At 70.5% G+C, this 26,435-nt stretch carries 26 protein-coding genes; 10 read left to right on the top strand and 16 right to left on the bottom strand.

The genetic code is table 11. From position 1 onward, the window contains the following. Window positions 1–15: 15 nt before the first annotated feature. The gene (locus IEY89_RS01425; protein WP_229694992.1) at window positions 16–210 is read right to left on the bottom strand and encodes an isochorismatase family protein; all 195 of its coding nucleotides are present in this window, start codon (window positions 208–210) and stop codon (window positions 16–18) included. Between the two features lie 436 nt (window positions 211–646). Between IEY89_RS01425 and IEY89_RS40305 the strand changes: the two genes are divergently transcribed. After that, window positions 647–796 carry a helix-turn-helix domain-containing protein gene (locus IEY89_RS40305; RefSeq protein WP_229694991.1) on the top strand — a complete coding sequence of 50 codons (150 nt, stop codon included), beginning with the start codon at window positions 647–649 and terminating at the stop codon, window positions 794–796. A gap of 123 nt (window positions 797–919) precedes the next feature. On the opposite strand, the gene IEY89_RS01415 is transcribed toward IEY89_RS40305, so the two are convergent. After that, complete coding sequence (locus IEY89_RS01415; protein WP_189145671.1) at window positions 920–1,330, bottom strand: Fur family transcriptional regulator; 411 nt, start codon at window positions 1,328–1,330, stop codon at window positions 920–922. A 302-nt stretch (window positions 1,331–1,632) separates the two neighbouring features. Here IEY89_RS01415 and katG point away from each other — a divergent pair, with 302 nt between their 5' ends. Together katG and IEY89_RS01405 are read left to right on the top strand one after the other, a co-directional pair. Further along, window positions 1,633–3,861, top strand: a complete 2,229-nt coding sequence (gene katG / locus IEY89_RS01410; protein WP_189145346.1) for a catalase/peroxidase HPI — start codon at window positions 1,633–1,635, stop codon at window positions 3,859–3,861. 214 nt (window positions 3,862–4,075) lie between these two features. Further along, a complete protein-coding gene (locus tag IEY89_RS01405; RefSeq protein ID WP_189145345.1) occupies window positions 4,076–4,702 on the top strand; it encodes a pyridoxine/pyridoxamine 5'-phosphate oxidase in 627 nt (208 codons plus the stop codon). Here the strand turns inward: IEY89_RS01405 and IEY89_RS01400 are convergent. Together IEY89_RS01400 and IEY89_RS01395 are read right to left on the bottom strand one after the other, a co-directional pair. Further along, window positions 4,680–5,381 (bottom strand): GNAT family N-acetyltransferase, encoded by a 702-nt coding sequence (locus tag IEY89_RS01400; RefSeq protein ID WP_229694990.1) that lies wholly within the window; start codon window positions 5,379–5,381, stop codon window positions 4,680–4,682. The two genes, IEY89_RS01405 and IEY89_RS01400, sit on opposite strands and share 23 nt — an antisense overlap. Beyond that, entirely contained in the window at window positions 5,381–5,857 is a 477-nt protein-coding gene (locus IEY89_RS01395) for a Zn-ribbon domain-containing OB-fold protein (protein ID WP_189145344.1), read from the bottom strand. The genes IEY89_RS01400 and IEY89_RS01395 overlap by 1 nt, the downstream gene beginning before the upstream one ends. Before the next feature lie 188 nt (window positions 5,858–6,045). On the opposite strand from IEY89_RS01395, the gene IEY89_RS01390 reads away from it, so the two are divergent. The 4 genes from IEY89_RS01390 to IEY89_RS01375 all read left to right on the top strand — a co-directional run bounded on the left by IEY89_RS01390 (window position 6,046) and on the right by IEY89_RS01375 (window position 11,339). Further along, window positions 6,046–7,221, top strand: a complete 1,176-nt coding sequence (locus IEY89_RS01390) for a flavin-containing monooxygenase (protein ID WP_189145343.1) — start codon at window positions 6,046–6,048, stop codon at window positions 7,219–7,221. Window positions 7,222–7,497: 276 nt separating this feature from the next. Then, on the top strand, window positions 7,498–9,777 hold the full coding sequence (locus IEY89_RS01385) for an acetate--CoA ligase family protein (RefSeq protein WP_189145342.1): 2,280 nt from the start codon (window positions 7,498–7,500) through the stop codon (window positions 9,775–9,777). A 31-nt stretch (window positions 9,778–9,808) separates the two neighbouring features. Continuing rightward, window positions 9,809–10,669 carry an enoyl-CoA hydratase/isomerase family protein gene (locus tag IEY89_RS01380; protein WP_229694989.1) on the top strand — a complete coding sequence of 287 codons (861 nt, stop codon included), beginning with the start codon at window positions 9,809–9,811 and terminating at the stop codon, window positions 10,667–10,669. A 67-nt stretch (window positions 10,670–10,736) separates the two neighbouring features. After that, entirely contained in the window at window positions 10,737–11,339 is a 603-nt protein-coding gene (locus IEY89_RS01375; protein ID WP_189145669.1) for a flavin reductase family protein, read from the top strand. A 30-nt stretch (window positions 11,340–11,369) separates the two neighbouring features. Here IEY89_RS01375 and IEY89_RS01370 read toward each other — a convergent pair whose 3' ends face one another. From IEY89_RS01370 to IEY89_RS01360, 3 genes are all read right to left on the bottom strand, one after another. Continuing rightward, entirely contained in the window at window positions 11,370–11,714 is a 345-nt protein-coding gene (locus IEY89_RS01370; RefSeq protein ID WP_229694988.1) for a PIN domain-containing protein, read from the bottom strand. Between the two features lie 20 nt (window positions 11,715–11,734). Then, window positions 11,735–12,010: a type II toxin-antitoxin system Phd/YefM family antitoxin gene (locus IEY89_RS01365; RefSeq protein ID WP_189145341.1), complete on the bottom strand. Its 276-nt coding sequence runs from the start codon at window positions 12,008–12,010 to the stop codon at window positions 11,735–11,737. Between the two features lie 81 nt (window positions 12,011–12,091). Then, window positions 12,092–13,444 carry an MFS transporter gene (locus IEY89_RS01360; protein ID WP_189145340.1) on the bottom strand — a complete coding sequence of 451 codons (1,353 nt, stop codon included), beginning with the start codon at window positions 13,442–13,444 and terminating at the stop codon, window positions 12,092–12,094. A 71-nt stretch (window positions 13,445–13,515) separates the two neighbouring features. Here IEY89_RS01360 and IEY89_RS01355 point away from each other — a divergent pair, with 71 nt between their 5' ends. Beyond that, a complete protein-coding gene (locus tag IEY89_RS01355; RefSeq protein ID WP_229694987.1) occupies window positions 13,516–14,553 on the top strand; it encodes a GlxA family transcriptional regulator in 1,038 nt (345 codons plus the stop codon). A 10-nt stretch (window positions 14,554–14,563) separates the two neighbouring features. Here IEY89_RS01355 and IEY89_RS01350 read toward each other — a convergent pair whose 3' ends face one another. The 3 genes from IEY89_RS01350 to IEY89_RS01340 form a co-directional block, all read right to left on the bottom strand. Next, window positions 14,564–15,613 carry a Zn-dependent alcohol dehydrogenase gene (locus IEY89_RS01350; RefSeq protein WP_189145339.1) on the bottom strand — a complete coding sequence of 350 codons (1,050 nt, stop codon included), beginning with the start codon at window positions 15,611–15,613 and terminating at the stop codon, window positions 14,564–14,566. Then, window positions 15,613–16,764 carry an acyl-CoA dehydrogenase family protein gene (locus tag IEY89_RS01345; RefSeq protein WP_189145338.1) on the bottom strand — a complete coding sequence of 384 codons (1,152 nt, stop codon included), beginning with the start codon at window positions 16,762–16,764 and terminating at the stop codon, window positions 15,613–15,615. The genes IEY89_RS01350 and IEY89_RS01345 overlap by 1 nt, the downstream gene beginning before the upstream one ends. Window positions 16,765–16,871: 107 nt before the next feature. Further along, window positions 16,872–17,786 (bottom strand): SDR family NAD(P)-dependent oxidoreductase, encoded by a 915-nt coding sequence (locus IEY89_RS01340; protein WP_189145337.1) that lies wholly within the window; start codon window positions 17,784–17,786, stop codon window positions 16,872–16,874. A gap of 106 nt (window positions 17,787–17,892) precedes the next feature. Here IEY89_RS01340 and IEY89_RS01335 point away from each other — a divergent pair, with 106 nt between their 5' ends. Next, on the top strand, window positions 17,893–18,828 hold the full coding sequence (locus IEY89_RS01335) for a cyclase family protein (protein WP_189145336.1): 936 nt from the start codon (window positions 17,893–17,895) through the stop codon (window positions 18,826–18,828). Between the two features lie 406 nt (window positions 18,829–19,234). On the opposite strand, the gene IEY89_RS01330 is transcribed toward IEY89_RS01335, so the two are convergent. The 4 genes from IEY89_RS01330 to IEY89_RS01315 form a co-directional block, all read right to left on the bottom strand. Then, on the bottom strand, window positions 19,235–19,774 hold the full coding sequence (locus IEY89_RS01330; RefSeq protein WP_189145335.1) for an ATP-binding protein: 540 nt from the start codon (window positions 19,772–19,774) through the stop codon (window positions 19,235–19,237). A gap of 514 nt (window positions 19,775–20,288) precedes the next feature. Further along, a complete protein-coding gene (locus IEY89_RS01325; RefSeq protein ID WP_189145334.1) occupies window positions 20,289–21,185 on the bottom strand; it encodes an acyl-CoA dehydrogenase family protein in 897 nt (298 codons plus the stop codon). A 9-nt stretch (window positions 21,186–21,194) separates the two neighbouring features. After that, on the bottom strand, window positions 21,195–22,328 hold the full coding sequence (locus IEY89_RS01320; protein ID WP_189145333.1) for an acyl-CoA dehydrogenase family protein: 1,134 nt from the start codon (window positions 22,326–22,328) through the stop codon (window positions 21,195–21,197). Beyond that, window positions 22,328–23,521 (bottom strand): amidohydrolase family protein, encoded by a 1,194-nt coding sequence (locus IEY89_RS01315; protein ID WP_189145332.1) that lies wholly within the window; start codon window positions 23,519–23,521, stop codon window positions 22,328–22,330. Before IEY89_RS01315 ends, IEY89_RS01320 begins: the two co-directional genes overlap by 1 nt. A gap of 152 nt (window positions 23,522–23,673) precedes the next feature. Here IEY89_RS01315 and IEY89_RS01310 point away from each other — a divergent pair, with 152 nt between their 5' ends. Further along, window positions 23,674–25,242: a class I adenylate-forming enzyme family protein gene (locus IEY89_RS01310; RefSeq protein WP_189145331.1), complete on the top strand. Its 1,569-nt coding sequence runs from the start codon at window positions 23,674–23,676 to the stop codon at window positions 25,240–25,242. Here the strand turns inward: IEY89_RS01310 and IEY89_RS01305 are convergent. Beyond that, window positions 25,197–25,733, bottom strand: a complete 537-nt coding sequence (locus IEY89_RS01305; RefSeq protein WP_189145330.1) for an EF-hand domain-containing protein — start codon at window positions 25,731–25,733, stop codon at window positions 25,197–25,199. The two genes, IEY89_RS01310 and IEY89_RS01305, sit on opposite strands and share 46 nt — an antisense overlap. A gap of 241 nt (window positions 25,734–25,974) precedes the next feature. Beyond that, window positions 25,975–26,376 carry an STAS domain-containing protein gene (locus IEY89_RS01300; RefSeq protein ID WP_189145329.1) on the bottom strand — a complete coding sequence of 134 codons (402 nt, stop codon included), beginning with the start codon at window positions 26,374–26,376 and terminating at the stop codon, window positions 25,975–25,977. Between the last annotated feature and the right edge of the window lie 59 nt (window positions 26,377–26,435).

The raw sequence follows: 26,435 nt of genomic DNA, 5'->3' as shown, positions 1-26,435 counted from the left end.
ACTCGACGGGCCTGGTCACGGGCACAGTCCGGGGATCTCGTCCGTCGGCAGGGCGTCGGCGCAGACGGTGACCTTGAATCCGGTGCCGATTGCCCACCTGGTGGTGGACAGCACGGTCCCGGAGGTGGCGACGCCCGCGACGACGAGCCGGCCGACCCCGGCGGCCTCCAGCAGCTCGCAGAGACCTGGCGAACACGGGTACGAATCCATGACTGGCACTGACTGGCGGTGCTGTGCGACGGGTCGCGGGCGGGGGCGGGGGCGGGCACTGAGGGGGCGCGGCGCGCCGGGGCTACCCGTCCGGGTGAATCCAGACCGAACGGGACACGTGAGTTAACGCTTGCATTAACTTCCCGGGACAAGGCCGGGAACTGGAGCAGTTGGTACGACACCAACATCCCGATCGCCGAGAAGCGCTACCAGCAACACATCGCCGAGCTGCACACGAGGGAGTATGAATGAGCACCGTCAGCTGGGAGGAAGTCAAGCGCCGGATGCACGAGCAGCAGAGGGCTGCTGGTATCCCCGTGCGATCCCCTGAGGAGAAGCAGGCCGACATGGACCGCCCCCTCGCCGAGGTGCGGGCCTACAAGCTGGCCGAGATCCCCGCGAACAGGAGCTCACCCAGCGCGACATCGCGGACTCGATGGGTGTCTCCGCACCCCGCATCTCCGCGATCGAGCACGGCGAGATCGACCGCACCGAGGTGGCCACCCTGCGCTCCTACGTTCGGGCCCTGGGCGGGGAGCTCAGGGTGATCGCCGACTTCGGGGACTCCGCGTACACGGTGGCGTAACGGCCACCGACCGCGAGGGCCCGTTCGGCCTTCGCGGCACCCCTGCGGTCGGGAAGCACACCCGCGCGCCTGTCGGGCCGACCGGACTCGCCCACCGAATCCGCTGCCCGCGAATCCGCTCCACTACGCGCAAGCTCCGCAGAGCCCCCGATACGTCACCTCGACCTGGGACACCGTGAAGCCGAAGCGTTCCTCCGCGGGGAGGTCCGCCAGGGGGTCGCCGGCGGGGTGGACGTCCCTGATCATGCCGCAGCTGGAGCAGATCAGGTGGTGGTGGGGGTGGTGCGCGTTCGGGTCATAGCGCTTGGCGCGGCCGTCCGTGGCGACCTCTATGACCTCCCCGAGGGAGACCAGCTCGCCCAGGGTGTTATAGACGGTCGCCCGGGAGATCTCCGGCAGCCGCTGGGCCGCGCGGGCGTGCACTTCGTCGGCCGTGTAATGGACGTGTTCGCCGTCGAGGACCTCCGCAACGACACGCCGCTGGGAGGTCATCCGCCAGCCGCGTCCACGCAGTCGCTCCAGCAGGTCGCTCATGTCGTTCACCTATTCAGGTTCGATGGAATACACGGATTTTACCAGTGGACGTCCGGGTTCCGATAGGATATGGATTTGTCACACTTCTTGACTTGGACCTTGTCCATTGTAGGATCGCTTACGGCGATGGCCAAGGGAGCCAAGGGACGGAAGAGACTCCAGTGCGGCAGGAGACGGCAGAGACGTGACGGCACGTGTGACCTCCTCCATGTGCCCGAGCGTCCCACCACCCCCCACCCCCCAGTTCCTGAGAACGCAGTTCGTGAGCAGCACCGAGATCTGTTCCGTCCGGAAGGATTCCCATGTCTGAAAACCATGACGCGATCGTCACCGACGCGAAAACCGAGGGCACGGGCGGCTGCCCGGTCGCGCACACGCGCGCCCCGCACCCGACCCAGGGCGGCGGCAACCGCCAGTGGTGGCCCGAGCAGCTGAACCTGAAGATCCTCGCGAAGAACCCCGCGGTCTCGAACCCGCTGGGCGAGGAGTTCGACTACGCCGCCGCGTTCCAGACCCTCGATCTTCCTGCCGTCAAGCAGGACATCGCCGCGGTGCTGACGGACTCGAAGGACTGGTGGCCGGCCGACTTCGGGCACTACGGCCCCTTCATGATCCGTATGGCCTGGCACAGCGCGGGCACCTACCGCATCAGCGACGGCCGCGGTGGCGCCGGCGCCGGTCAGCAGCGCTTCGCCCCCCTGAACAGCTGGCCGGACAACGGCAACCTCGACAAGGCCCGCCGTCTGCTGTGGCCGGTCAAGAAGAAGTACGGCCAGAACCTCTCCTGGGCCGACCTCATGATCCTCGCCGGCAACGTCGCCCTGGAGTCGATGGGCTTCGAGACCTTCGGCTTCGGCGGCGGTCGCGCGGACGTGTGGGAGCCCGACGAGGACGTGTACTGGGGTCCCGAGAAGGTCTGGCTCGACGACGAGCGCTACACCGGCGACCGTGAGCTGGAGGAGCCGCTCGGCGCCGTCCAGATGGGCCTCATCTACGTCAACCCGGAGGGCCCCAACGGCAACCCGGACCCGCTCGCCGCGGCCCGCGACATCCGCGAGACGTTCCGCCGCATGGCGATGAACGACGAGGAGACCGTCGCCCTCATCGCCGGTGGCCACACCTTCGGCAAGACCCACGGCAACGGCCCGGCGGACGCCGTCGGCCCCGACCCCGAGGCCGCCCCGATCGAGCAGCAGGGCTTCGGCTGGAAGAGCACGCACGGCTCCGGCAAGGGCGGCGACGCGATCACCAGTGGCCTTGAGGTCACCTGGACGAGCACGCCGACCCAGTGGAGCAACGGGTTCTTCAAGAACCTGTTCGAGTACGACTACGAGCTGACCCACAGCCCGGCCGGCGCCCAGCAGTGGGTAGCCAAGGACGGTGCCGGCGCGGGCACCATCCCGGACGCCCACGACGCCTCGAAGTCCAAGCCTCCGATGATGCTGACGACCGACCTCTCGCTCCGGTTCGACCCGGCGTACGCGGAGATCTCCCGTCGCTTCTACGAGAACCCGGACCAGTTCGCGGACGCCTTCGCCCGCGCCTGGTACAAGCTGACCCACCGTGACCTGGGCCCGGTCGTCCGCTACCTCGGCCCCGAGGTCCCGTCCGAGACGCTGCTGTGGCAGGACCCCCTGCCCGCGGTGACGCACGAGCTCGTCGACGCCGCCGATGTCTCCGCCCTCAAGGCGCAGATCCTCGCCACCGGCCTCACGGTGTCCCAGCTGGTCTCCACCACCTGGGCCGCCGCGTCCTCCTTCCGCGGCAGCGACAAGCGCGGCGGCGCCAACGGTGCCCGCATCCGCCTCCAGCCGCAGGCCGCCTGGGAGGTCAACAGCCCGGACGAGCTCGCCACGGTGCTGCGCACCCTGGAGGGCGTGCAGGAGTCCTTCAACGCCGGCCAGTCCGGCGGCAAGCAGGTCTCGCTCGCCGACGTGATCGTCCTCGCGGGTGCCGCGGGCGTCGAGAAGGCGGCCAAGGACGCCGGCTACGACATCGAGGTCCCCTTCACACCGGGCCGCGTGGACGCGACGCAGGAGCAGACGGACGTCGAGTCCTTCGCCGCCCTGGAGCCGACCGCCGACGGGTTCCGCAACTACCTCGGCAAAGGCAACCGCCTCCCCGCCGAGTTCCTGCTGCTCGACAAGGCCAACCTGCTCAACCTGAGCGCCCCGGAGCTGACCGTCCTCGTCGGCGGCCTGCGCGTCCTCGGCGCGAACCACCAGGGCTCCTCGCACGGCGTCTTCACCGACACCCCGGGCAAGCTGACGAACGACTTCTTCGTCAACCTGCTCGAACTGGGCACGGAGTGGACTGCGACGTCCGAGGACCAGAACACGTTCGAGGGCCGCGACGCCTCGGGCCAGGTCAAGTGGACCGGCACCCGTGCCGACCTCGTCTTCGGCTCCAACTCCGAGCTGCGCGCGATCGCGGAGGTCTACGCGAGCGACGACGCCAAGGAGAAGTTCGTCAAGGACTTCGTCAAGGCGTGGGTCAAGGTGTCGAACGCGGACCGCTTCGACCTCGTCTGATCCGCAGGTTCACTGGTTCATCGGTTCGCTGACGTCCAGGCCGGCCCGTACGGGTCGGCCTGGACGTTTTCGTCGGTACGCCGTCCTCGGTACGTCGTCCTCGATACTCGTCCCCATGCCACCTTCTGCTTCTGCTTCTGCTTCTGCTTCTGCTTCTGCTTCTGCTTCTGCGCGACCGGATCCGGATCTCCACGACCTGCTCCGGACCCTGCGGGTGTGGTCCCCCGAGGTCACCACGCTGCCGGCCTTCGACCCGGACACGACACCGGCCGAACCGCTGGCCCTCTTCACCACCTGGTTCGCGGAGGCGGTGGCCGCCGGGCAGCCCGAGCCGCACACCATGTCCCTGGCCACGTCGGACCCGGACGGCCTGCCCGACGTACGCACCGTCATGCTGCACGGCGCCGACACCGACGGCTGGTCCTTCGCCTCGCACTCCGGGAGCCGCAAGGGACGCCAACTGGCGGCACGCCCCTACGCGGCACTCCACTTCTACTGGCCCGCGCTGGGCCGCCAGATCCGGCTGCGGGGCCCCGTCGAGTCCGCCCCCTCGACGGAGGCACAGGCCGACCTGCACGCCCGCTCGACGGGAGCACTGGCCGCCGCGCTGACCGGCCGCCAGAGCGAAGTACTGGGCTCCGTGGCCGAGTTGGAGCACGCCTCCCAGGAGGCCTGGGAACGGGCCCAGCGTGAACCGGACGCGCCCGCGCCGACCTGGACCCTGTACCGCCTGCGCCCGGACGAGGCCGAGTTCTTCCAGGGAGACGCCCAGCGCCGCCACGTACGCCTCAAGTACAGCCGTACGGACACGGGTTGGCTCAGGGAGTTGCTCTGGCCGTAGGCGTCGTCGCTTCCCGATCCGGGACCGGCTCCGACTCCAGGTCCTCTCCCGACTCCTGGTCCGGGTCCTGATACGGCTCCTGGTCCTGGTCCTGGGCGATCCGCGCGTGCAGGTGCACGTCCCGGAACATGTCCTGGCGCTCCTCCGCGAACATCGCGCCCCGCAGGGTCCCCTCGTACCGGAAACCGCAGTGTTCGGCGACGCGGCAGGAGGCGTCGTGGCCGATGGCGTGGCCGAGTTCCAGGCGGTTCAGGCCAAGGACGTCGAAGGCCCAGCGCGTGCCCAGGGCGAGGGCGCGGGTGGCGACGCGCTTGCCGCGGGCCTCGGGCAGAACCCAGTAGCCGACGCGGCCGACGCGCATGAAGGGGTCGATGTCGTTGACGCCCAGGTGGCCGAGTATCGCGTCGGTGACGACGTCCGTGACGCAGAAGGACACCCGGGTGCCGTCCGCCGCGGTCCCGGAACGGGTGCCGAGGGAGTCGCGGGCGCTGTCGAGGTCGGTGACCGGCTTCATCGGGGTGTTCCAGCGCCGGAAGTCCGGGTCGGTCAGCCCGCGCAGCCACGCGTCGACGTCGGTGTCGGAGTCCGCGCGCCACTGCCGCAGCCGCAGTCCATGGCCGAGCAGCTCGGGAAACTCGGGGATGGGGTGGGCGAGGGACCGCTCGTGATTGTGGGCCATCAGCCCATTGAAGCCCGTACGGCTGTACGACCCCCACCCCGGGGACGGAAAACGGGCACACCCTCCCGAAAGGCGACCTCCAGCCCCATCCCGACCCTCAACCCGCCTTCCGTACCCTCCACCACCTCCGTCATCATCCGCGGCCCCTCGTCGAGGTCGACGACAGCGGCGACGTACGGCGTGCGCTCCCCGAAGGGCGGCAGGTCGTTGCGGTGCACGACGGACCAGGTGTAGAGCGTGGCCCGTCCGCTCACCGCCTCCCACACCACGTCCTCGCTCCAGCAGTACGGGCAGAACTCCCGGGGATAGTGATGAGCGCGCCCGCAGTCCCCGCACCGCCTCACGAGCAGCCGTCCCTCGGCCGCCGCGTCCCAGTAGGTCCGCGTGAAGGCGTCGATCCCGGGCAGGTCGAACCGCCCCCTGTCCTCGCCCGTATCTGCGCCCCCGCCCGTACCCCTGTCCGCGCTCCTGTCCATGCCCACGGCCCCCTGACGACTTCCTGAATCTGACGGTACGTCAGCTGAGTATGGCCTCACCGTGCCCCCACAACCAGGCCTCCGATACCACCAACCCCGCCCACCTCCCCCACCGCCGTGATCAATCCGCAACCGATTCCGGTCTTGACCGAGACCTAACAAGTGAGCGGGTGAATACGCTCGGACACATGGCCCAGTCACCGACACCGTCACCCTCGTCAGCCGCCCCCGTGTACGTCATCGGCGGCGGACCCGGTGGCCTCGCCGTCGCGTACGCGCTGCGGGCCCAGGGTGTGCGGGCGGTAGTGCTGGAGCGGGGCGACCGGGTCGGGTCGTCCTGGCGACGGCACTACGACCGGCTGCATCTGCACACCACCCGGCGGCTGTCCTCGCTGCCGGGGCTGGCGATGCCGCGTTCCTTCGGGCGGTGGGTGGCGCGGGACGACGTGGTCCGGTACCTCGAGAAGTACGCCGAGTACCACGAGCTGGAGGTCGTCACCGGCGTCGAGGTGTCCCGGGTCGAGCGGACCGCCGACGGCACCGGCTGGCTGCTGCACGCCACCGGCGGGCGCGAGCTGACCGGCAGCGCGGTCGTCGTCGCCACCGGGACCAACCACACCCCCCGGATCCCCGAATGGCCCGGGCTCGACGCCTACCGCGGCGAACTGCTGCACGCCGGCCAGTACCGCAACCCCGAGCCCTACGCCGGCCGTGACGTCCTCGTCGTCGGGATCGGCAACACCGGCGCCGAGATCGCCGTCGACCTGGTGGAGGGCGGGGCCTCGCGGGTGCGGCTGTCGGTGCGCACCGCGCCGCACATCGTGCGGCGGTCCACGGCCGGCTGGGCGGCCCAGTTCACGGGCATCCTCGTACGACGGCTGCCGGTGCGCCTCGTCGACCGGCTCGCCGGACCGATGGCCAAGCTGAGCGTGCCCGACCTGTCGGCCCACGGACTCCCCCGCCCCGACACCGGGCTGTACTCGCGCGTCAACGACGGCTCGATCCCCGTCCAGGACGTCGGCCTCATCGACGCCGTTCGCAAGGGACGGGTCGAGATCGTGGCCGCCGTCGAGGGGTTCGAGGACGGCAAGGTCGTCCTCGCCGACGGCGAGCACCTCGAACCGGACGCCGTCATCGCCGCCACCGGATACCTCCGCGGCCTGGAAGACCTCGTCGGCCACCTCGACGTCCTCGACGCACGCGGCAAGCCGGTCGTCAACGGACCCCACGCCCCGAAGAACGCGCCAGGCCTCTTCTTCAGCGGCTACACCAACCCCATCAGTGGCATGTTCCGCGAAATGGCGATCGACGCGGTACGCATCGCGAAGGTGATCGCCCGGCAGCAGTCCCTCGCCGGGAAGTAGCCAGTCCTCGCCCGCCCGCACCATCACCTCCCACGGGTGGACAGCCAGTTCAGCCGAGCTGCCGGGTGCACTGGGTGCCGTCCTTGCCGCCGCCCGGCCGGAAGGCGCACGAGCGCCCGGTTCCGCAGGGGACCCGTACGGAGTTCACAGGGGACCGGTACGGAGTTCGCAGGCACGGCAAAGAAGTTCCTCGCACGCCGGTTCCTGACGGAGTGTCAGTTCAGTAACCTGACACTGCGTCAGTTAATTGGCTGTCACACAGGAGCGGGCGGACCGATGCTTGGATCAACCCACGGCACCCTCACCACCGACTCCCGCCGGGCCCGGGTCATCGCCTGCGGCGAGCAGCCCTCGCCTGTCGTGCACGGCAGGCCCGCCGACGTCGACGATCTCGACGTCAGCGGCCGGCCGTTGTACGCCGGCGTGCCCGATCTCGACCGCTTCTTCCGGCCCGAGTCCCTGGCGGTGATCGGTGCCTCGGACGCCGAGGGGCGGCCGAACACCGGTATCACCCGGCAGTTGCTGGCGTGGGCCGAGCGGGTCGGCGCCCGGCTGCACCCGGTGCACCCGACCCGCGAGGCGGTCTTCGGCATACCCTGCTTCCCCTCCGTCGCGGACCTGCCCGAGCAGATCGATCTCGCCGTGCTCCTGGTCGCCGACCCCCTTCCCGTGGTCGAGCAGCTCGCCGAGGCCAAGGTGAAGTTCGCCGTCGCCTTCGCCTCCGGGTTCGCGGAGACGGGCGAGGCGGGCGCGGAGGCACAGGCCCGGCTCGCCGCCGCCGTCCGCCGCTCCGGCCTGCGCCTTCTCGGCCCGAACACCAACCTCAACGCCTTCGAGAACTTCCGCGAGGACCTCGACGGCCCCGCGATCGCCCTGATCACCCAGTCCGGCCACCAGGGCCGCCCCGTCTTCGCGCTCCAGGAACTCGGCATCCGCCTCTCCCACTGGGCCCCCACCGGCAACGAGGCCGATCTGGAGACCGCCGACTTCATCTCGTACTTCTCCGAGCGGCCCGAGGTGGGCGCCATCGCCTGCTACGTCGAGGGCCTGAAGGACGGCCGCTCCTTTCTCCTCGCCGCCGACCGGGCCGCCCGGCGCGGAGTACCCGTCGTCGCGGTCAAGGTGGGCCGCACCGAGACCGGCGCCCGCACCGCCGCCTCCCACACCGGCAAACTGACCGGCGCCGACGCGGTGGTGGACGCGGTGATGCGGCAATACGGAGTGATCCGCGTCGACGGACTCGACCAACTCCAGGACACCTCAGCCCTGTTGGCGCGCGCCCGCCGTCCACTCGCCGACGGGGTCGCCGTCTATTCGATCTCGGGCGGCACGGGCGCGCACTTCGCGGACCTCGCGACCGAGGCCGGGCTGAACCTGCCGCAGCTGTCCGCCGGCAAGCAGGACGAGCTGCACCAGTGGATACCCGACTACCTGAACGTGGCCAACCCGATCGACAGCGGCGGGCATCCGGTCGGCGACTGGCGCGGCCGGAAGATCATCGACGCGATCCTCGCCGACCCGGCGGTGGGCGTCCTGGTCTGCCCCATCACCGGCCCCTTCCCGCCGATGAGCGACAAGCTCGCGCAGGACCTCGTGGACGCGGCCGAGCAGACGGACAAGCTGGTGTGCGTGATCTGGGGCTCGCCGGTCGGCACGGAGACCGCGTACCGCGAGACGCTGCTCGGCTCCTCCCGGGTGGCCACCTTCCGCACCTTCGCGAACTGTGTGACCGCCGTCCGCGCCCACCTCGACCATGCCCGGTTCACCGCCTCCTACCGCTCCCCCTTCGACGAGGCACCGCGCACCCCGTCGCCCAGTTTCCGCAAGGCGCGGGCGCTGATGCGACCGGGCCAGGCGCTGAGCGAGCACGCCGCCAAGCTGCTGCTGCGCGCGTACGGAATCCGGGTGCCGCGCGAGCAGTTGGTGACCAGCGCGGCGGCGGCCGTCCGGGCGGCGGGGCTGGTGGGCTACCCGGTGGTGATGAAGGCGTCGGGCGGCGAGATCGCGCACAAGACGGAACTCGGGCTGGTGAAGATCGGGCTGACCTCGGCCAGCCAGGTCCGGGACGCCTATCGGGAGCTGACCGACATCGCCCGCTACGAGGGCGTGGACCTGGACGGCGTACTCGTGTGCCAGATGGTCGAGCGGGGCGTCGAGATGGTCGTCGGCGTCACACACGACGACCTGTTCGGCCCGACGGTGACGGTGGGGCTCGGCGGCGTGCTCGTGGAGGTGCTCCAGGACACCGCCGTACGCGTGCCGCCCTTCGGCGAGGTGCAGGCGCGGGACATGCTGACCGAGCTGCGCGGGCGGGCCCTGCTGGACGGGGTCCGGGGGCGCCCCCCGGCCGACCTGGACGCGCTCGTCGAGGTCGTCATGCGGGTGCAGCGCATGGCGCTGGAACTCGGGGACGAGCTGGCGGAGCTCGACATCAACCCGCTGATGGTGCTGCCCAGGGGGCAGGGAGCGGTGGCTCTGGACGCGCTGGCGGTGTGCGGGCCTGGTCCGGACGGCCGGCACGGCACGGACACGGACGTGAACCAGCCGCCGTTCTAGCCACCACCACAGGAAACGGAGCAGCACCCACATGTTTTCCTCCCCCGAAGAATCGAGCCCGCCGGAAAATGCGAGAGAAACGGAAAAATCCGCCTTGCCGGCTGACTCATTGGTACTGCACGCCACTGACAATCAGGTCTCGTGGATCACCCTCAACCGTCCCGAATCCCTCAACGCCATCACTGCTGACCAGCGAGAACGCCTCATCCAACTTTTCTCGGACGCCTCCGCGGACCCCGCCGTACGAGCCGTCGTCCTCACCGGCACGGGCCGCGGCTTCTGCACGGGCGCGGACCTGCGGGGAGGCGGGCAGGCCACCGGGGAGCGGATCGCCGGTGACGTGGCCCGCGTCATCCGCCTGGGCGCCCAGCGCCTGATCTCGGCGGTCCTCGACTGCGAGAAGCCGGTCATCGCGGCGGTGAACGGCACGGCGGCCGGCCTCGGCGCCCACCTGGCCCTCGCCTGCGACCTGGTCCTGGCAGCAGAATCGGCGAGGTTCATCGAGGTGTTCGTACGGCGCGGACTCGTCCCCGACGGCGGTGGGGCGTACCTCCTCCCCCGCCTGATCGGCCCGCAGCGCGCGAAGGAGCTGATGTTCTTCGGCGACGCGCTGACGGCCCCGGACGCCGAGCGCCTGGGCCTGGTCAACCGCGTCGTCCCGGCCGAGGACCTCCACAAGACGGCCCGCGAATGGGCGGAACGCCTGGCCACCGGCCCGACCCGTGCCCTCGCCCTCACCAAGCAGCTGGTCAACGCCTCCCTCGACTCCGACCGCGCCACCGCCTTCGCCGCCGAGGCCGCCGCCCAGGAGATCAACATGACGACGGCGGACGCGCGGGAAGGGGTGGCCAGCTTCGTCGAGCGCCGCAGCCCGCGCTACGGCGGTAGTTGACTGCCTTGCGGGGCTTCACTTCTGACGCCCCGTCAGTTCCAATGGACGTATGTTGGGACAAGCGGGAATGGCGGCAGCTGCCGTCCGTTATCTCAGGTCGACCGGGGCTCCGACAGTGGCACCCACCGTCGCGGGCCCCGTCGAGGCGCTGCCCCGGCCGGACTTACGGGCGGTCGGCGAGGACGAGCGGGCGCCGGTCGCCCCGGCCGAATTCCGGCGCGTACTGGGGAACTTCGCGACCGGCGTCACCGTCATCACCGCACCGGCCGCCGAAGGCGGGACCACCCCCGCCGGCTTCGCCTGCCAGTCCTTCGCCGCCCTCTCCCTCGACCCGCCCCTCGTCGTCTTCATGGTCGGCCGTACGTCGAGGACATGGCCGCTCATCGCCCGCGCGGGCGTCTTCTGCGTCAACGTACTGGGCGCCGGGCAGGGCGAGTTGTGCCGCGGGTTCGCGCGGAGCGGCGCGGACAAGTTCGCGGGCGTCGACCACGAGCCGACGCCCGTCTCCGGCTCCCCCCGCCTGGCGGGCACCGCCGCCTGGATCGACTGCACGATCCAGGCGGTGCATACGGGTGGGGACCACCTGATCGTCGTAGGAAGGGTGGAGGCACTGGGGTCGGGCGAGGGCGAAGACACTCCGCTGCTGTTCCATCGCGGGCGGTTCCTCTGACCCGGACCCTCCCGGGTCACCGGACGTTGCCTATATGGCATGAGCACCGGCAACGAGGCACGAGCAGGATGCTCGTCCCGTGCGGCAGCGACACGTCCTCGATCGGACGGCGACCACGGCCACCGCGCCCTCCAGCCCCTTGAAGTCGTCCGCGTTCCGGGTGTACAGCGGCAGGCCTCTCACCGATGCGATCGCAGCGATCATCAGGTCCATGCGACGCGGACGGGGATCCCTGTGGGCCGCGATGGTCAGCGCGACCAGGGTGCCGTACCTGGCAGCGGCGTCCCCGTCGAACGGCAGGGGATCGAAGTCCGCGACCGCGGCTCCCAGCTTCTCCACTGAGAACGCCCAGGTCGACGTGGGTGCAGATGTCAAGGGCACCCTCCGGGCGACGGTCAGCCCCACTCGCGCTCCCAGGGGTCGTCGTCGACCCGCTCCTCGCCCTCGAACACCTCGTCCGCCTCCGCACGCATCTGCGCGTAGTCCACACGCGGAAGCATGAGGTGTCGGGCGACCAACTGCTCGGCGCTCGGCCTGCACCGACGCGTCAGCGGACGCAGTTCGGCGACCTCTATGCCGTTGTGTGTGATGCGGTACGTCTCACCGGCCGCGACATCATCCATGACAGCGGCGGAGTTGTCGCGGAACTCACGTTGAGAGATCGTCTTCACATGCCAAGCGTGGCCCCGCGTGTCTCAGTGCGCTACGTCTTTCGTCCGCGGCGGATTCCTGCCGAACCTCGCCGGAATCCCTCAGGCCAGCGCTCCCGCCGCCCGGCCCGCCCCCCGCCGCCGTATCACCAAGGCCATCAACGCCGCCGCCGCACACAACGCCCCCGACGCGTACCAGACCACGTCGTACGACCCGAAGACATCCCGCGCCATCCCCCCGAGGAACGCCACCAGCGCCGCGCCCACCTGGTGGGAGGCGAGGACCCAGCCGAAGACGATCGCGCTGTCGTCGCCGTAGTGCTCGCGGCAGAGGGCGACGGTGGGCGGGACCGTGGCGACCCAGTCCAGGCCGTAGAAGACGATGAAGAAGATCATCGGCGGGTGGACGGAGGGCGCCAGCAGCATCGGGAGGAAGAGGAGCGAGACGCCCCGCAGCGCGTAGTAGACGGCCAACAGCCTGCGCGGGTCGTAGCGGTCGGTGAACCAGCCGGAGGCGATCGTGCCGATGACGTCGAAGACGCCGATGACGGCGAGCAGTGAGGCGGCGGCCGTGATGGGCATGCCGTGGTCGTGGGCGGCGGGCACGAAGTGGGTCTGGATCAGGCCGTTGGTGGAGGCCCCGCAGATCGCGAAGGTGCCGGCGAGGAGCCAGAACGGGCCGGTGCGCACCGCCGAGAACAGCACCTGGACCGTTCGCCGCGCCGCGCCCGGCACGGGGGCCGGCTTCGGTACGAACTCCCGGGCCCCGTAAGGCTTCAGGCCCACGTCCGCCGGATGGTCGCGCAGCAGCAGCCAGACGAAGGGGATGACCGTCAGGGCCGCCAGGGACACCGTCACCGCCGCCGGGCGCCAGTCGTACGTCTCGATGATCCACGACAGCAGCGGCAGGAAGATCAGCTGGCCGGAGGCCGAGGCCGCGGTCAGGATGCCTGTCACCAGGCCCCGGCGCTCGGTGAACCAGCGGTTGGTGACCGTCGCCGCGAAGGCGAGCGCCATCGAACCGGTGCCCAGGCCGACCAACAGGCCCCAGCACAACATCAGTTGCCAGGCGGCCGTCATCCACACGGTGAGGCCGGAGCCGAGGGCGATGACCGCGAGGGCGACCGCGACGACCCGCCGGATGCCGAAGCGGTCCATCAGCGCGGCGGCGAAGGGGGCGGTGAGCCCGTAGAGCGCGAGGTTGATGGAGACGGCGGCGCCGATCGTGCCGCGTGACCAGTCGAATTCCTCGTGGAGGGGGTCTATGAGCAGGCCGGGCAGGGAGCGGAAGGCGGCGGCGCCGATGATCGTCACGAACGCGACGGCGGCGACGAACCAGGCCCGGTGGATGGGGCGGCGCGGGGTCCGGCCGGGCTTCCGGAGGCGGCCGGAGGCGTCGTCGGCATCGGCGTCGTCGGCGGCGGCATCGGGTGTCTGTCTGGAGGTCGTCGTCACGCTGTCAAGCTTTCGACCTGCGCACTCCCCGATCGAGTGGCCGGAAGGACAGCATTCGCTAGGATCGGGCCATGCCCATGCACACGCCCCTGCCCCCGACCCGGAAAGACACCCGGGCGGACCCGGACTTCCGCCCTCACCGCGTCGTCGTCCTCGCCCTCGACGGCGTGCTTCCCTTCGAGCTGGGCATCCCGCACCGCATCTTCGGCCGGCCCAGGGACACCCGGCGCCGGTACCTGTACGAGGTCGTGACCTGCTCGATCCGTCCGCCGGGCCCGGTCGAGACCGACGCCGACTTCGCCATCGAGGTCGCCCACGGCCCGGAGGCCCTGGCCACCGCCGACACGGTGATCGTCCCGGCGTCGTACGAACTCGGCCCGGTCTTCGAGGAGGGCGTGCTGACCGACGAGCTGGCCGCCGCCCTCGCCCACATCCGGCCCGGCACCAGGCTTGCCTCCATCTGCACCGGAGGGTACGTGCTCGCCGCCGCCGGCCACCTGGACGGCCGCCCGGCCGCCACGCACTGGGCCGACGCCGAGCACTTCCAGCGGATCTTCCCGAGGATCAGGGTCGACGCGGACGTCCTGTTCATCGACGACGGCGACGTGCTGACCTCGGCCGGCGTCGCGGCCGGGATCGACCTGTGCCTGCACATGGTGCGCCGTGACCACGGCACCGCCGTAGCCAACGAGGTGGCCCGCCGTACGGTCGTACCGCCCCACCGTGACGGAGGGCAGGCGCAGTACATCCAACGCCCGGTACCTGAACCCCAGTTGGCGACCACGACCGCCGCCCGCGCCTGGGCGCTCGGCCGCCTCCACGAACCGCTCCAGCTGCGCGACATGGCCGAGCAGGAGTCCATGTCGGTACGGACGTTCACGCGCCGGTTCCGTGAGGAGGTCGGCGTGAGCCCCGGCCAGTGGCTCACCCAGCAGCGCGTGGAACGGGCCCGGCACCTCCTGGAGTCCACCGACCTGTCCGTCGACCAGGTGGCCCGCGCCGCGGGCTTCGGCACGGCCCAGTCGATGCGCCAGCACCTACAGACGGCCCTCGGGGTCACGCCGACCGCGTATCGCCGTACGTTCCGGGCGACGACCGCACCCCACTAGGAACCGCGGATCAGAACGTCAGCACCCCCCGCGCCACCCGCCCCGCCTCCGCGTCCCCGACCGCCTTCTCGAAGTCCTCGACCGGGTATGTCTCCGTCACCAACTCGTCGAGCAGCAGGCGCCCTTCGCGATAGAGGTCGGCGTAGAGCGGGATGTCCCGCTGGGGGCGGGAGGAGCCGTAGCGGCAGCCGAGGATCGACTTGTCCAGGAACATGGACGAGACGACGAAGGACGCCTCCGCCGCGGCCGACGGGACGCCGAGCAGGACCGCCTGGCCGTGCCGGTCGAGCAAGTCGATTGCCTGGCGGATGAGTTCGACCCGGCCGACGCACTCGAAGACATGGTCCGCGCCCGTCGGCAGCACCTCCCGCACGCCCTCCGTCGAGGTCAGGAAGTGGGTGGCGCCGAACCCCCGCGCCATCGCCTCCTTCGCCGGGTTGGCGTCCACGGCGACGATCCGCGAGGCGCCCGCGATCCGCGCGCCCTGAAGGACGTTCAGCCCGACCCCGCCCGTGCCGATCACCACGACACTGTCCCCGCGGTCCACCCGGGCCCGGTTGAGCACGGCGCCCACCCCGGTCAGTACCCCGCACCCGATGAGCGCGGCAGACGTCATCGGGATGTCCTTCGGGATGCGTACCGCCTGCACGGCCTTCACCACCGTGCGTTCCGCGAAGGCCGAGTTGGACGCGAACTGGAACACCGGCCGCCCGCCCAGCGTGAACGGTCGCCCCGGTCGCCCGATCGACTGCCGGCACATGGTCGGCCGCCCCCGGTCGCACTCCGCGCACGCACCGCAGTTCGCGAGCGTCGACAGGGCCACATGGTCCCCGGGCACCACATGCGTGACACCGGCCCCGACGGCCTCCACCATGCCCGCGCCCTCATGGCCGAGCACGACAGGGACGGGGAAGGGGATGGTCCCGTCCACCACGGACAGATCGCTGTGGCACAGCCCCGCCGCCGAGATCGCGACCAGCACCTCACCGGCTCCGGGATCCCTCACCTCCAGATCGTCGACGACCTGGATCTGCCTACCGTCGAACAGCACACCGCGCATCAGACGACTCCCTTGGGCTCCCTGGGCAGACCGAGCACGCGCTCGGCGATGATCGTGCGCTGGATCTGGTCGGAGCCGCCGTAGATGGTGTCGGCCCGGGAGAACATGAACAGGTGCTGTGCGGCGTCGAGTTCGTACGGCGCCTCGGCCGACCACTCCGCCGGCCCGACCCCGGCCCCCGCACCCCGTACGAGCATCGCCAGCTCTCCCAGCCGCTGATGCCACCCGCCCCACAGCAGTTTGGCCACGCTCGGCGCCCCGGCGTCGCCCGAACCGCCCAGCGTGCGCAGAGCGTTCCAGCGCATGACCCGCAACTCGGCCCACTGCCGCACCAGTCGCTCCCGTACGACGGGATCCGCCACCGCGCCGCTCTTGACGGCCGTCCGGACCACCCGCCCCAACTCCCCGGCGAACCCGATCTGTTGGGCAAGCGTGGAAACTCCCCGCTCGAACCCGAGGAGACTCATCGCGACCCCCCAGCCGGCGCCCTCGCCCCCGACGAGGTGCTCCACGCGTGCGTGTGCCCCGTCGAAGAAGACCTCGTTGAAGTCGCTGGTGCCGGTCATCTGCCGGATCGGCCGGACCTCGATCCGCCCCGGCTGATCCATCGGGACGAGCAGAAAACTGAGCCCGTGATGCCGCACCGACCCCGCTTCCGTCCGGGCGAGCACGAAGCACCAGTCGGCCTCGTGGGCGAGGGACGTCCAGATCTTCTGCCCGGTGATCCGGTACGTCCCGTCAGTGGCCCGCTCGGCCTTCGTACTCACCCCGGCGAGGTCCGAGCCCGCGCCCGGCTCGCTGTACCCCTGACACCAGAGCTCCTCGCCCGCGGCGACCGGCGGCAGGAACCGGGCCCGCTGCTCGTCGGTACCGTGCGCGAGCAGCGTGGGAGCTAGCAGGTTCTCCCCGATGTGCCCGGAGCGCGTCGGCGCCTCCGAACGGGCGTACTCCTCGGCCCAGACGACCTGTTGGGTGAGAGTCGCGCTGCGATTGCCGTACCCGGTCTCCCCCCAGGAGAGCCCGATCCACCCGGCCTTCCCGAGAATCCGCTCCCAGGAACGCCGGTCGAGAGCCCCATCGACATGCGCGCGAAGCCAAGCCCGAGCCTCCGCCCGGAACTCCTCATCCCCAGCCTCAAACCCAAAGTCCACAGACCTCTCCTAATCAACTCAGGACGCGACCGACTCCGTAGGGGCGCGGGGAACTGCGCGATCAACCACAACGCACCCGCACCCGCCAAACCACACGCACCCCCGAGCTATTGGGCGTTCGGCCGCGACCCATCCCGCGCCGCCTCCTCCATCCGCTCCAACTGCAGAAGCATCGGCATCGGATCCACCCCCACCGACCCCGGCAGGAACTCCGCGATCCCTTCCGGCGTCCACCCGCCGGAGGCATAAGCCGCCCGCAACTCCCTCGGCTGCGCCCACACCGCGATCTTCGGCCCCGCGACCGTGTACACCTGCCCGGTGATCCGCTCCTCCTTGGCCCGGTCGGACAGCAGATACACGACCAGGGCCGCCACGTCCTCCGGCTCCCCGATCTCCGCCAGTTCCATGGGCACGTTCGCCGACATCCGCGTACGCGCGACCGGCGCCACCGCGTTGGCGGTCACCCCGTACTTGTGGAGCCCCAGCGCGGCGCTCCGTACGAGCGAGATGATCCCGCCCTTCGCGGCGCTGTAGTTGGGCTGCGACACCGACCCCTGATGGTTTCCGCTGGTGAAGCCGATGAGCGTCCCGGCCCGCTGCTGCCGCATCACCGCCGACGCGGCCCGGAACACCGTGAACGTGCCCTTGAGATGGGTCGCCACGACGGGATCCCACTCCTCCTCGGACATGTTGAACAGCATCCGCTCGCGCAGGATCCCGGCGACGCACACCACACCGTCCAGGCGCCCGTACGAGGACAGCGCCACGTCCACGACCCGCTGGCCGCCGGCCATGGTGGACACGTCGTCGGCCACCGCGACCGCCTCGCCGCCCGCCGCCTCGATCTCCTTGACGATGCCTTCGGCGATCTCGCTCGTCGGTGAGGCGCCGTCGATGGAGACCCCGTAGTCGTTGACGACGACCCGCGCTCCCTCGGCCGCCGCGCCCAGTGCCACCGCGCGGCCGATCCCCCGGCCCGCGCCCGTCACGGCGACGACCTTGCCTGCCAAGAAGTTCCCCACGTCCGGCCCCTTCCCGCGGTTTCTGACGGACCGTTAGATTTTATGTCCCGGCGGATATCCGGAGGCAAGCCCCGGGAGCGACCGGACTCCAGGAAGGACCGGACTCATGTCATTGCCGGCCGAGTTCCACGCCATCGCCAAACGCGTGAACAACTGGGGGCGTTGGGGGGCGGCCGACGAGATCGGCACCCTCAACCTCATCACCGACGCCGTCGTACGCGAGGCCGCCGCGACCGTCCGCACCGGTCACCGCGTCCCCCTCGCGCTCCCGCTCCAGCAGGACGGCGTCCAGACCGGCGCGATCCCGGGCCGGGTGAATCCCGTGCACGCCATGGTCCAGATCAACCAGGAGCTGTTCGGGCCGCCGGGCGGTGGCACCGTCGCGACCAGCGACGACGTCGTGACCCTGGGGCTCCAGTGCGCGACCCACTGGGACGCCCTCGCCCACGCCTCCCACTCCGGGAAGCTCTACAACGGCCGCCCGGCGGCGACGATCACCGCCCACTCCGGCGCCGAGTTCGTCGGCATCGACAAGGCTCGGCACGTCGTCTCGCGCGGGGTGCTGCTGGACGTGGCCCGCGCGCGGGGCGTCGACCGGCTCGACGGGGGGCACGCGGTCACCCCGGAGGACCTGGACGCGGCGGAGGAGTTGGCGGGCACGCACGTGCGTGCCGGCGACATCGTGCTCGTACGGACCGGGCAGATCCAGGTGTACCTGGCAGGCGACAAGCACGGGTACATGCATCCCTCGCCCGGGCTTTCGGTCCGTACGCCGGAGTGGTTCCACGCGCGGGATGTGGCGGCGGTCGCGAACGACACGCTCACCTTTGAGATATTTCCTCCGGAATCGGACGATCTATGGATGCCCGTACACGCGCTCGACCTGGTGGAGATGGGCATGCCTCAGGGCCAGAACTGGAATCTCGAAAAGTTGTCCACAGCCTGTGGACAAGAAAACCGGTACGCGTTCCTGCTGTCGGCGACCCCGGAGCCGTTCACGGGTGCCACGGGCAGTCCCGTGGCACCCGTGGCCGTCCTCTGACCTCTGCCGGCCCGCCCCCTGCCGGCCGGTCGGCGGCGCGCCATTGCCCACCCCAAGTACGGCATCGCGCGCCGCCACCTGCCTTCGGCGTTCCCACCCCACCCCCCACCCCTGAAGGAGTCGACGCCGAACACACGACCCACACTCGTCGAGGACCCCGTCACCGGACCCTCGCCGTCCCCTCGCGGCGGATCGCGCTGAACACAAGCGTGTTCACACGGTCACGTCACGTCAACACCTGTTCGGCGATTTATCGCTTACGCCCTTTTTGCGACAACCGCGCACGGGGGCACACCCCGGCGCACCGCACCGCACCCGGCCGAGGAACCCGGACATTTCTGCGACCGTGCCCCGCCGAGCGCCGGACCCGACGCCACATCCAGCGGCACACCGACAGGGCGCCGGGTCAGACAGCTTCGTACGCCGCCATGCCCCCGTACGCGGAAGCGGTACCCGCGGTGGCGGTCGTGGCGACCCCCGGAGCGGTGGCCGAACTCCCGCCTCCGCACGGTGCCGGGGCCGGGCAGCGGTCCAGTTCGCACCAGATGCGCTTGCCGACACCTTCGGCGCTCCACCCCCACCGGTCCGCGAGCCCGTCGACCAGCTCCAGCCCGCGCCCGTTGGTCTCGTCGCCCTCGGCGTGCCGGGGCACGGGTGGACAGTCGCTCAGATCGACGACCTCCAGCCGCACGGTCCCGCCGGCCACACCCTGGACACCGGACCGCGTTCCGCGCACACCCTGGAACGACAGCCGCAGCACCGCCGGACACCCGGTGTGCACCACCGCGTTGGTGACCAGTTCCGAGACGAGAAGGATCAGCGTCTCGGCCAACGGCTCGTCGTCCGCGACCCCGGACCCGGCAAGCCGCGACCGCACCCATCTCCGGGCCCGCCCCACCTCTGCGGGGTCGGGCCGGATCTCCAGCTGCACTTGAAGCACCTGCACCGCTCACACCATCCGAACCGGCGGACACATCGCCTCGCGCCGCACGAGGGCCACGATCGTAGCCATTTTCTGCATGCCCAGAACAACGCTTGGGCCAACAGCCAGATCGGGGATCACAGAACGTGAATCCCTTACGAGAAAGCATGGTTGACGTACAGTCACGCCAACAAGCGCTTCGGGCATATTCCAACGCGAAGGAGTACGCCTGAGGCATACTGTGCGACGCTCACCGCGGGAAGTCGAACAGACGGGCGCGGAGCTCCGACCCGCCCCGCGAGCGGCGCGCACCGCCGAATCCGGGGCCACCTCAGGGGCGACACCAGGACGGCTCGACCTCGGAACCACTCGCATTCCACAGAAGGTACCGGAGCGAACACCTGACTCCGGGCCGTTACGAGTCGCGCGTAGGACACAACCCGGTATCGACGCTCAGTGATCTCACAACGTCTGGGTCACGGTTCGATCGCGCCACGATCGGCGACATCGATCCGGCCACTCCCGCTCCGGCTCCCGGTCACCGCGCCTCGGACAGTAACGTTTCGGCGAGCACCTCCTCACATTCCGTCACCGACCCGGGCCGCCGGGCCCTCACCCACGCGCGCTTCAGATGGAGATGGACGTCCGACTCCCAGGTGAAGCCCATCCCGCCGTGCACCTGGAGACAGTCACGGGCGCCCCGAACGGCGGCCTCGTCGGCGAGCAGCCGGGCCGCCGCGATGTCCGCCGGATCGGCGGTGACGGCAGCCGCGTAGACCGCCGCCCGCGCCAGCTCGACCCGCACCAGGATCCCGGCGCACAACTGCTGCACCGCCTGGAAGGCCCCGATCGGCCGCCCGAACTGCTCACGGGTCCGGGCGTGTTGCGCGGCCAGCTCACACACCCGGGCGGCGGTACCGAGCTGCTCGGCGGCGCTGAGGAGAGAGGTCAGGAGTACGTCCGTACGGTCGCCGGAGTCCGGACCGGCCACCCGGTGCAGGGGCGTGAGCGGATCCGCCGACCGCATCGGCACCGCCCCGGCCGCGTCCCCTCGTACGACGTCGGCCGCCCCCAGCCACTCCACCACCCCGCCACCGTCCACGACGGTCACCACCGTCTCCCCCGTCGCCGCCCCCGGCACCACCCCTGCCGCGAGATGCGTGGCGATCAGCGGGCCCGGCAGCAGGACGCGCCCCGCCTCCTCGAACGCCAACACCGCTTCGGGCAGCCCGAGTCCGACCCCACCCGCCGCCTCCGGCAACCGCAGGGAGAAGAACCCGGCGGTCCCCAACTCCCGCCACAGCCCCCGGTCCAGCTCAGGTGTCTCGGCGGCGTCCATGGCCGCCCGCAGCCGCTCGCGCCCGAACCGCGCCGTCAGCAGCTCTCGTACGCCTGCCCGCAACGCCCGCTGGTCATCGGTGAGTTGGAAACGCATGGGCGAATGTCACCGTCCTTTCGGCAGTCCGAGAACGCGTTCGGCCACGATGCTGTGCTGGATCTGGGAGGTGCCGGCGGCGATGGTGTACGACAGCGAGGACAACCGGTCGAGCACCCAGGGCTGTTCGAGATCCAGCGCCGCGCCGCCCTCGCCCAGAACCTCCGCCGCCGCCTCGTACAACTCCTGCCGGGCGTGCGAGTACCGCAGTTTGAAGACCGACCCGCCGACCCCGGGCACCCCTTCGCTCGCCTCGCTCACGTTCCACTGGGTCAGCCGCCACAGCGCCCGGAACTCGGCGTTCAGCCGCCCGAGCCGACGCCGCAGTACGGGATCGTCCCAGCGGCCGTTCTCCCGTGCCGCCAGGGCGAGTTCGCCCAGCACCCGGCGGCAGGCGACCACCTCCCCGACGAACGCCGTACCGCGCTCGAAGGACAGCGTCACCATGGTCACGCGCCAGCCGTCGTTCTCCTCGCCGACCCGGTTGGCGACAGGCACCCGGACCTCGTCGAGGAAGACCTCGGCGAACTCGTCGGTACCGGCGAGCGTGCGCAGCGGCCGTACGGTGATGCCCGGCGCGTCCATGGGCATGGCCAGCCAGGTGATCCCACGATGCTTGGGCGCGTCCGGGTCGGTCCGCACCAACAGCTCGCACCAGTCCGCGACTTCGGCGTGCGAGGTCCAGATCTTGGAGCCGCTCACCACGTAGTCGTCGCCGTCGCGCCGCGCGCGGGTGCGCAGCGCCGCGAGGTCCGAACCGGCGTCCGGCTCACTGAACCCCTGGCACCAGACCTCCTCGCCGCGCAGCACGGGCGGCAGCCAGCGCGCCCGCTGTTCACCGGTCCCCTCGGCGGCGATGGTCGGCCCGGCGTGCAGCAGGCCGACGAAGTTCGCGCCCACATAGGGCGCGCCGGCTTTCTCGGTCTCCTCCAGGAAGATCATCCGTACGGCGGGGTCGGCGCCCCAGTGGACGTCGCCGTACCCGGCGTCGTACAGCGTCCGCTGCCAGCCGAGGTCGTACGCGCGCCGCCCGGGCCAGTCGTCGGGCGAGGGCTTCGTCGGCAGCGAGGGGAGCGCCTTGCCCAGCCACTCCCTCAACCTGGCCCGGAATTCCACCTCTTGGGGGGTGTCGGAGAGGTCCACTACTTGTCCAGGTCGAGGCCGAGCATACGGATGGCGTTGCCGCGCATCAGCTTGTACACGGTCTCGTCGTCGAGGCCCTTCACATGGTCGAGGGCGACCTCCTTGGTGTGCGGGAAGGTCGAGTCGACGTGCGGGTAGTCGGTCTCGAAGGTGGCGTTGTCCCGCCCGACGACGTCCAGCGAGGCGACGCCGTGCTTGTCGCGGAAGAAGCAGCAGAAGATCTGCCGGTAGTAGTACGTCGAGGGCGGCTCCGGGATCAGATCCCGCACCCCGCCCCACGCGCGGTGTTCCTCCCACACGTCGTCGGCGCGCTCAAGGGCGTACGGGATCCAGCCCATCTGGCCTTCGCTGTACGCGAGTTTGAGCGCGGGGAACTTCACCAGGACCCCGGAGAAGAGGAAGTCCATCATCGACGCCATCGCGTTGTTGAAGCTCAGCGAGGCCTGGACGGCGGGCGGCGCGTCCGGGGAGGCGGCGGGCATCTGGCTGCTGCTGCCGATGTGCATGTTGACGACCGTCCCGGTCTCCTCGCACACCGCGAAGAACGGGTCCCAGTAGCCGGAGTGGATCGACGGCAGCCCGAGGTACGTCGGGATCTCGGAGAACGTCACCGCCCGTACCCCGCGTGCCGCGTTGCGCCGGATCTCCGCGACCGCCAACTCGATGTCCCACAGCGGGATCAGGCACAGCGGGATCAGCCGGCCGCCGCTGTCGCCGCACCACTCCTCCACCATCCAGTCGTTGTAGGCGCGCACGCACGCCAGCGCGACCTCCTTGTCCGCCGCCTCGGCGAAGGTCTGCCCGCAGAACCGCGGGAAGGTCGGGAAGCAGAGCGAGCCCTCGACGTGGTTGAGGTCCATGTCCGCGAGCCGTGCCTTCGGATCCCAGCAGCCGCGCCGCATCTGCTCGCGCGTGATGCCGTCGAGGGTCATCTCGTCCCGGGAGAACCCGACGGCCGCGATGATCCGCTTGTACGGGAACTGCAGGTCCTCGTACTGCCACCAGTCGGTGACCGGGCCGTCGGGGTCGGTCGTGATCCGGTATTTGCCTCCCACGTAGGCGAGTTCGCCGATGCCGGCGCTGAAGGGCTTCGGGCCCTTGTCCCGGTACTTGGCCGGCAGCCAGGTCTCGAAGAGGTGCGCGGGTTCGATCACGTGGTCGTCGACGCTGATGATGCGGGGCAGTTCGGTCATGGGTCCCCTCCGCCTGGCCGGCTGGTGATGATTATCTGACGGACCGTCAGTTCCAGCCCCTTAGAAGGTTAGTCCCGCACCTATGGACCGACAAGGCGTGAAGCCCTACGCTCCCCGCACGATCTGATGGCCCGTCAGCTACAGGGGGCAACGTGAACGCCGTCGACACCGCACACGCCCTGGGTTCGGCCCGTACCCTCTGGGAACTGGTGGCCCGCCGCGCCGAACTCACCCCGGACCGGCCCGTCCTCCTCCAGGACGACCGCTCCCTCACCTTCGGGGAACTCCGCGCCCGCTCCGAACGGGTGGCGGCGGGCCTGTACGAGAGGGGTGTACGCCCCGGCACGGTCGTCGCCTGGCAGCTGCCCACCCGTATCGAGACCGCCCTGCTCTCCTTCGCGCTGGCCCGCCTGGGCGCCGTGCAGTCGCCGGTCATCCCCTTCTACCGGGACCGTGAAGTCGGCTTCGCGCTGCGGGAGTCGAAGGCGGAGTTCTTCGCGGTGCCGGGCGTGTGGCGCGGCTTCGACCACACGGAGATGGCGCGGCGGCTCGGCGCCAGGGGGACCTTCCAGGCGTACGACGGCGACGAACTCCCGGACGCGGAACCGTCGTTGCTGCCACCCCCGCCCTCCGACGGCACCTCCGTGCGCTGGATCTACTGGACCTCGGGCACGACCTCCGACCCCAAGGGCGTGCTCCACACGGACCGTTCGCTCATCGCCGGCGGCTCGTGTCTCGCGCACGCGCTGCGGCTCACCGAGTCCGACGTGGGCTCGATGGCCTTTCCGTACGCCCATATCGCCGGCCCCGACTACACGGTGATGCTCCTGCTCTACGGCTTCCCGGCGGTGATGTTCGAGCAGTTCGCACTGCCGGACGCGCTGGAGGGGTACCGCGAGCACGGGGTGACCGTGGCCGGCGGCTCGACGGCCTTCTACTCCATGTTCCTCGCCGAGCAGCGCAAGCAGCCGGGCGTCCCGGTGATCCCGTCCCTGCGGCTGCTCGCGGGCGGCGGGGCTCCGAAGCCGCCGGAGGTCTACCACGCCGTCGTACGGGAGATGGGGGTGGAACTCACGCACGGGTACGGGATGACCGAAGTACCGATGATCACCATGGGGGCGCCGGACGACACGGCCGAGAACCTGGCGACGACGGAGGGGCGTCCGCCGGAGGGGATGGAGATACGGGTGGTGGAGGGCGAGGTGCGGCTACGGGGGGAGGCCGTGTGCCAGGGCTATCTGGACCCCGCGCAGACCGCCGAGGCCTTCGACGAGGACGGCTTTCTGCGCACCGGTGACCTGGGATTCCTCACCGGCAGCGGGCACTTGGTGCTCACCGGGCGACTCAAGGACGTCATCATCCGCAAGGGCGAGAACATCTCGGCGAAGGAGATCGAGGACCTGCTGCACACGCATCCGGCGGTGGACGATGTGGCGGTGGTCGGACTGCCGGACGCTGAGCGCGGGGAGTTGGTCTGCGCGGTGGTGGAACAGGCCGAAGGAGCCGGCGAGTTGACCCTCTCCGCGCTGGCCTCGTTCCTGCGCGCGGAAGGGCTGTCCGTGCACAAGCTGCCGGAGCGGCTGGAGGTGGTGGACGCCCTTCCGCGCAACGAGACCCTGCGGAAGGTGCTCAAGTACAAACTGCGCGAGCGCTACTCGGAGCCGGAGTTCTCGCCTCAGCCGGAGTCCTCGCCGGTGTCCGCGTCGGAGACGTCGAAGTAGCGGGCGAACGCGTCGACGATCTCCGTCTCGCCGACCCGGCCGTCGGCGTCGGTGTCGAGCGTCGCGGCGGCCGTGGCGGCGATGTCCTCGGGCACGCCGAGGGCCTTGAGGACGCGCTCGGTGTCGCCGACGGTCGCCGTGCCGCCGTCGTCCGGGGCCGCGACGGCCAGGGCAGCGTGCAGGAAGGGGCGGGCGATCTCGGCGAACCGACCGGGGTTGTCGTGCAGCCGCTTCACCGCGCCGTTCACGAACTCGACGCGGGTGATCCGCTGATCGCCGTCCCGGTCCGCTATCCCCGCCATGCCCTGCCAGAAGGCCTCGGCGCCGCTGTAGAGGGCCTGGCCCCTGTCGGACCGGGCGGGGGTGCCGAACTCGGCGAGCAGCGCCTTGGCCGCCACGCTGAAGTCCACCCGGTCGATGTAGCCGTTGCCGTCCTGGTCGAAGATGGTGAACCGGGCGGCGATCTTCCGTTCGTACTCGGAACTGACCATGTCTGTCGGGCCTGCCTTACGTCTGCGTCCTACGTCTGCGTCTTACACGCTTTACGTTGCGACTCGTCTCTGCGTCTCACCTCTGCGCGTCTCACCTCTGCGCCGAGGCCTTTCCCGCACGGAGCGTACGACGCGCGGGTGACGGCCGGGGCAGGATAGCGACGCCTGTGCCAGGACCGGGGGAATTCCGCGACAAGGGTGTCACGCGCGCGTGGGGGCCGGTCATGCGCGCGGCGGACCCTCACGCGCGCGTCAATGCCGCCTGGAGCGGGGCCGCCGTCTCGTCGGCGGCCGTGGTGACGTCCGCGTAGACGTCGAAGAGCCGACGGACTCCCAGGGCGCCGAGGACCCGGTTGACGTGGTGGGCGTGGGCGCCCTCCGCGGCCCCCTGCGCGGGCAGGATCAGACGCAGGTGCCCCTGGCAGGAGCGCATCAGCCGACGGGTGGCGATGAGCACGCCGACGCCGCTGGAATCGCAGAAGACGACCTCGGAGAGGTCGAGAACGACACGGTGACGGCCGTCGGCAACGGCGTCGTGCACCCACTGTCTCACCTCCGGCGAGGTGACCAGGTCCATCTCTCCGGACACCTGGAGCACGGTCCAGCCGCCTCGCTCGCCGTCGGTCACCTTGAACGCCACCATGAGGCCCCTCGTCCGACTTGTCCGGCAGAAACGGAACCTCGACCTACGCTTCCTGTCGA

It is taken from the genome of Streptomyces lacrimifluminis, from assembly GCF_014646095.1.
Classification (GTDB): domain Bacteria; phylum Actinomycetota; class Actinomycetes; order Streptomycetales; family Streptomycetaceae; genus Streptomyces; species Streptomyces lacrimifluminis.
The sequence above is the reverse complement of the archived record's forward strand: the minus strand, read 5'-3'. Positions and strand labels throughout refer to the sequence as shown.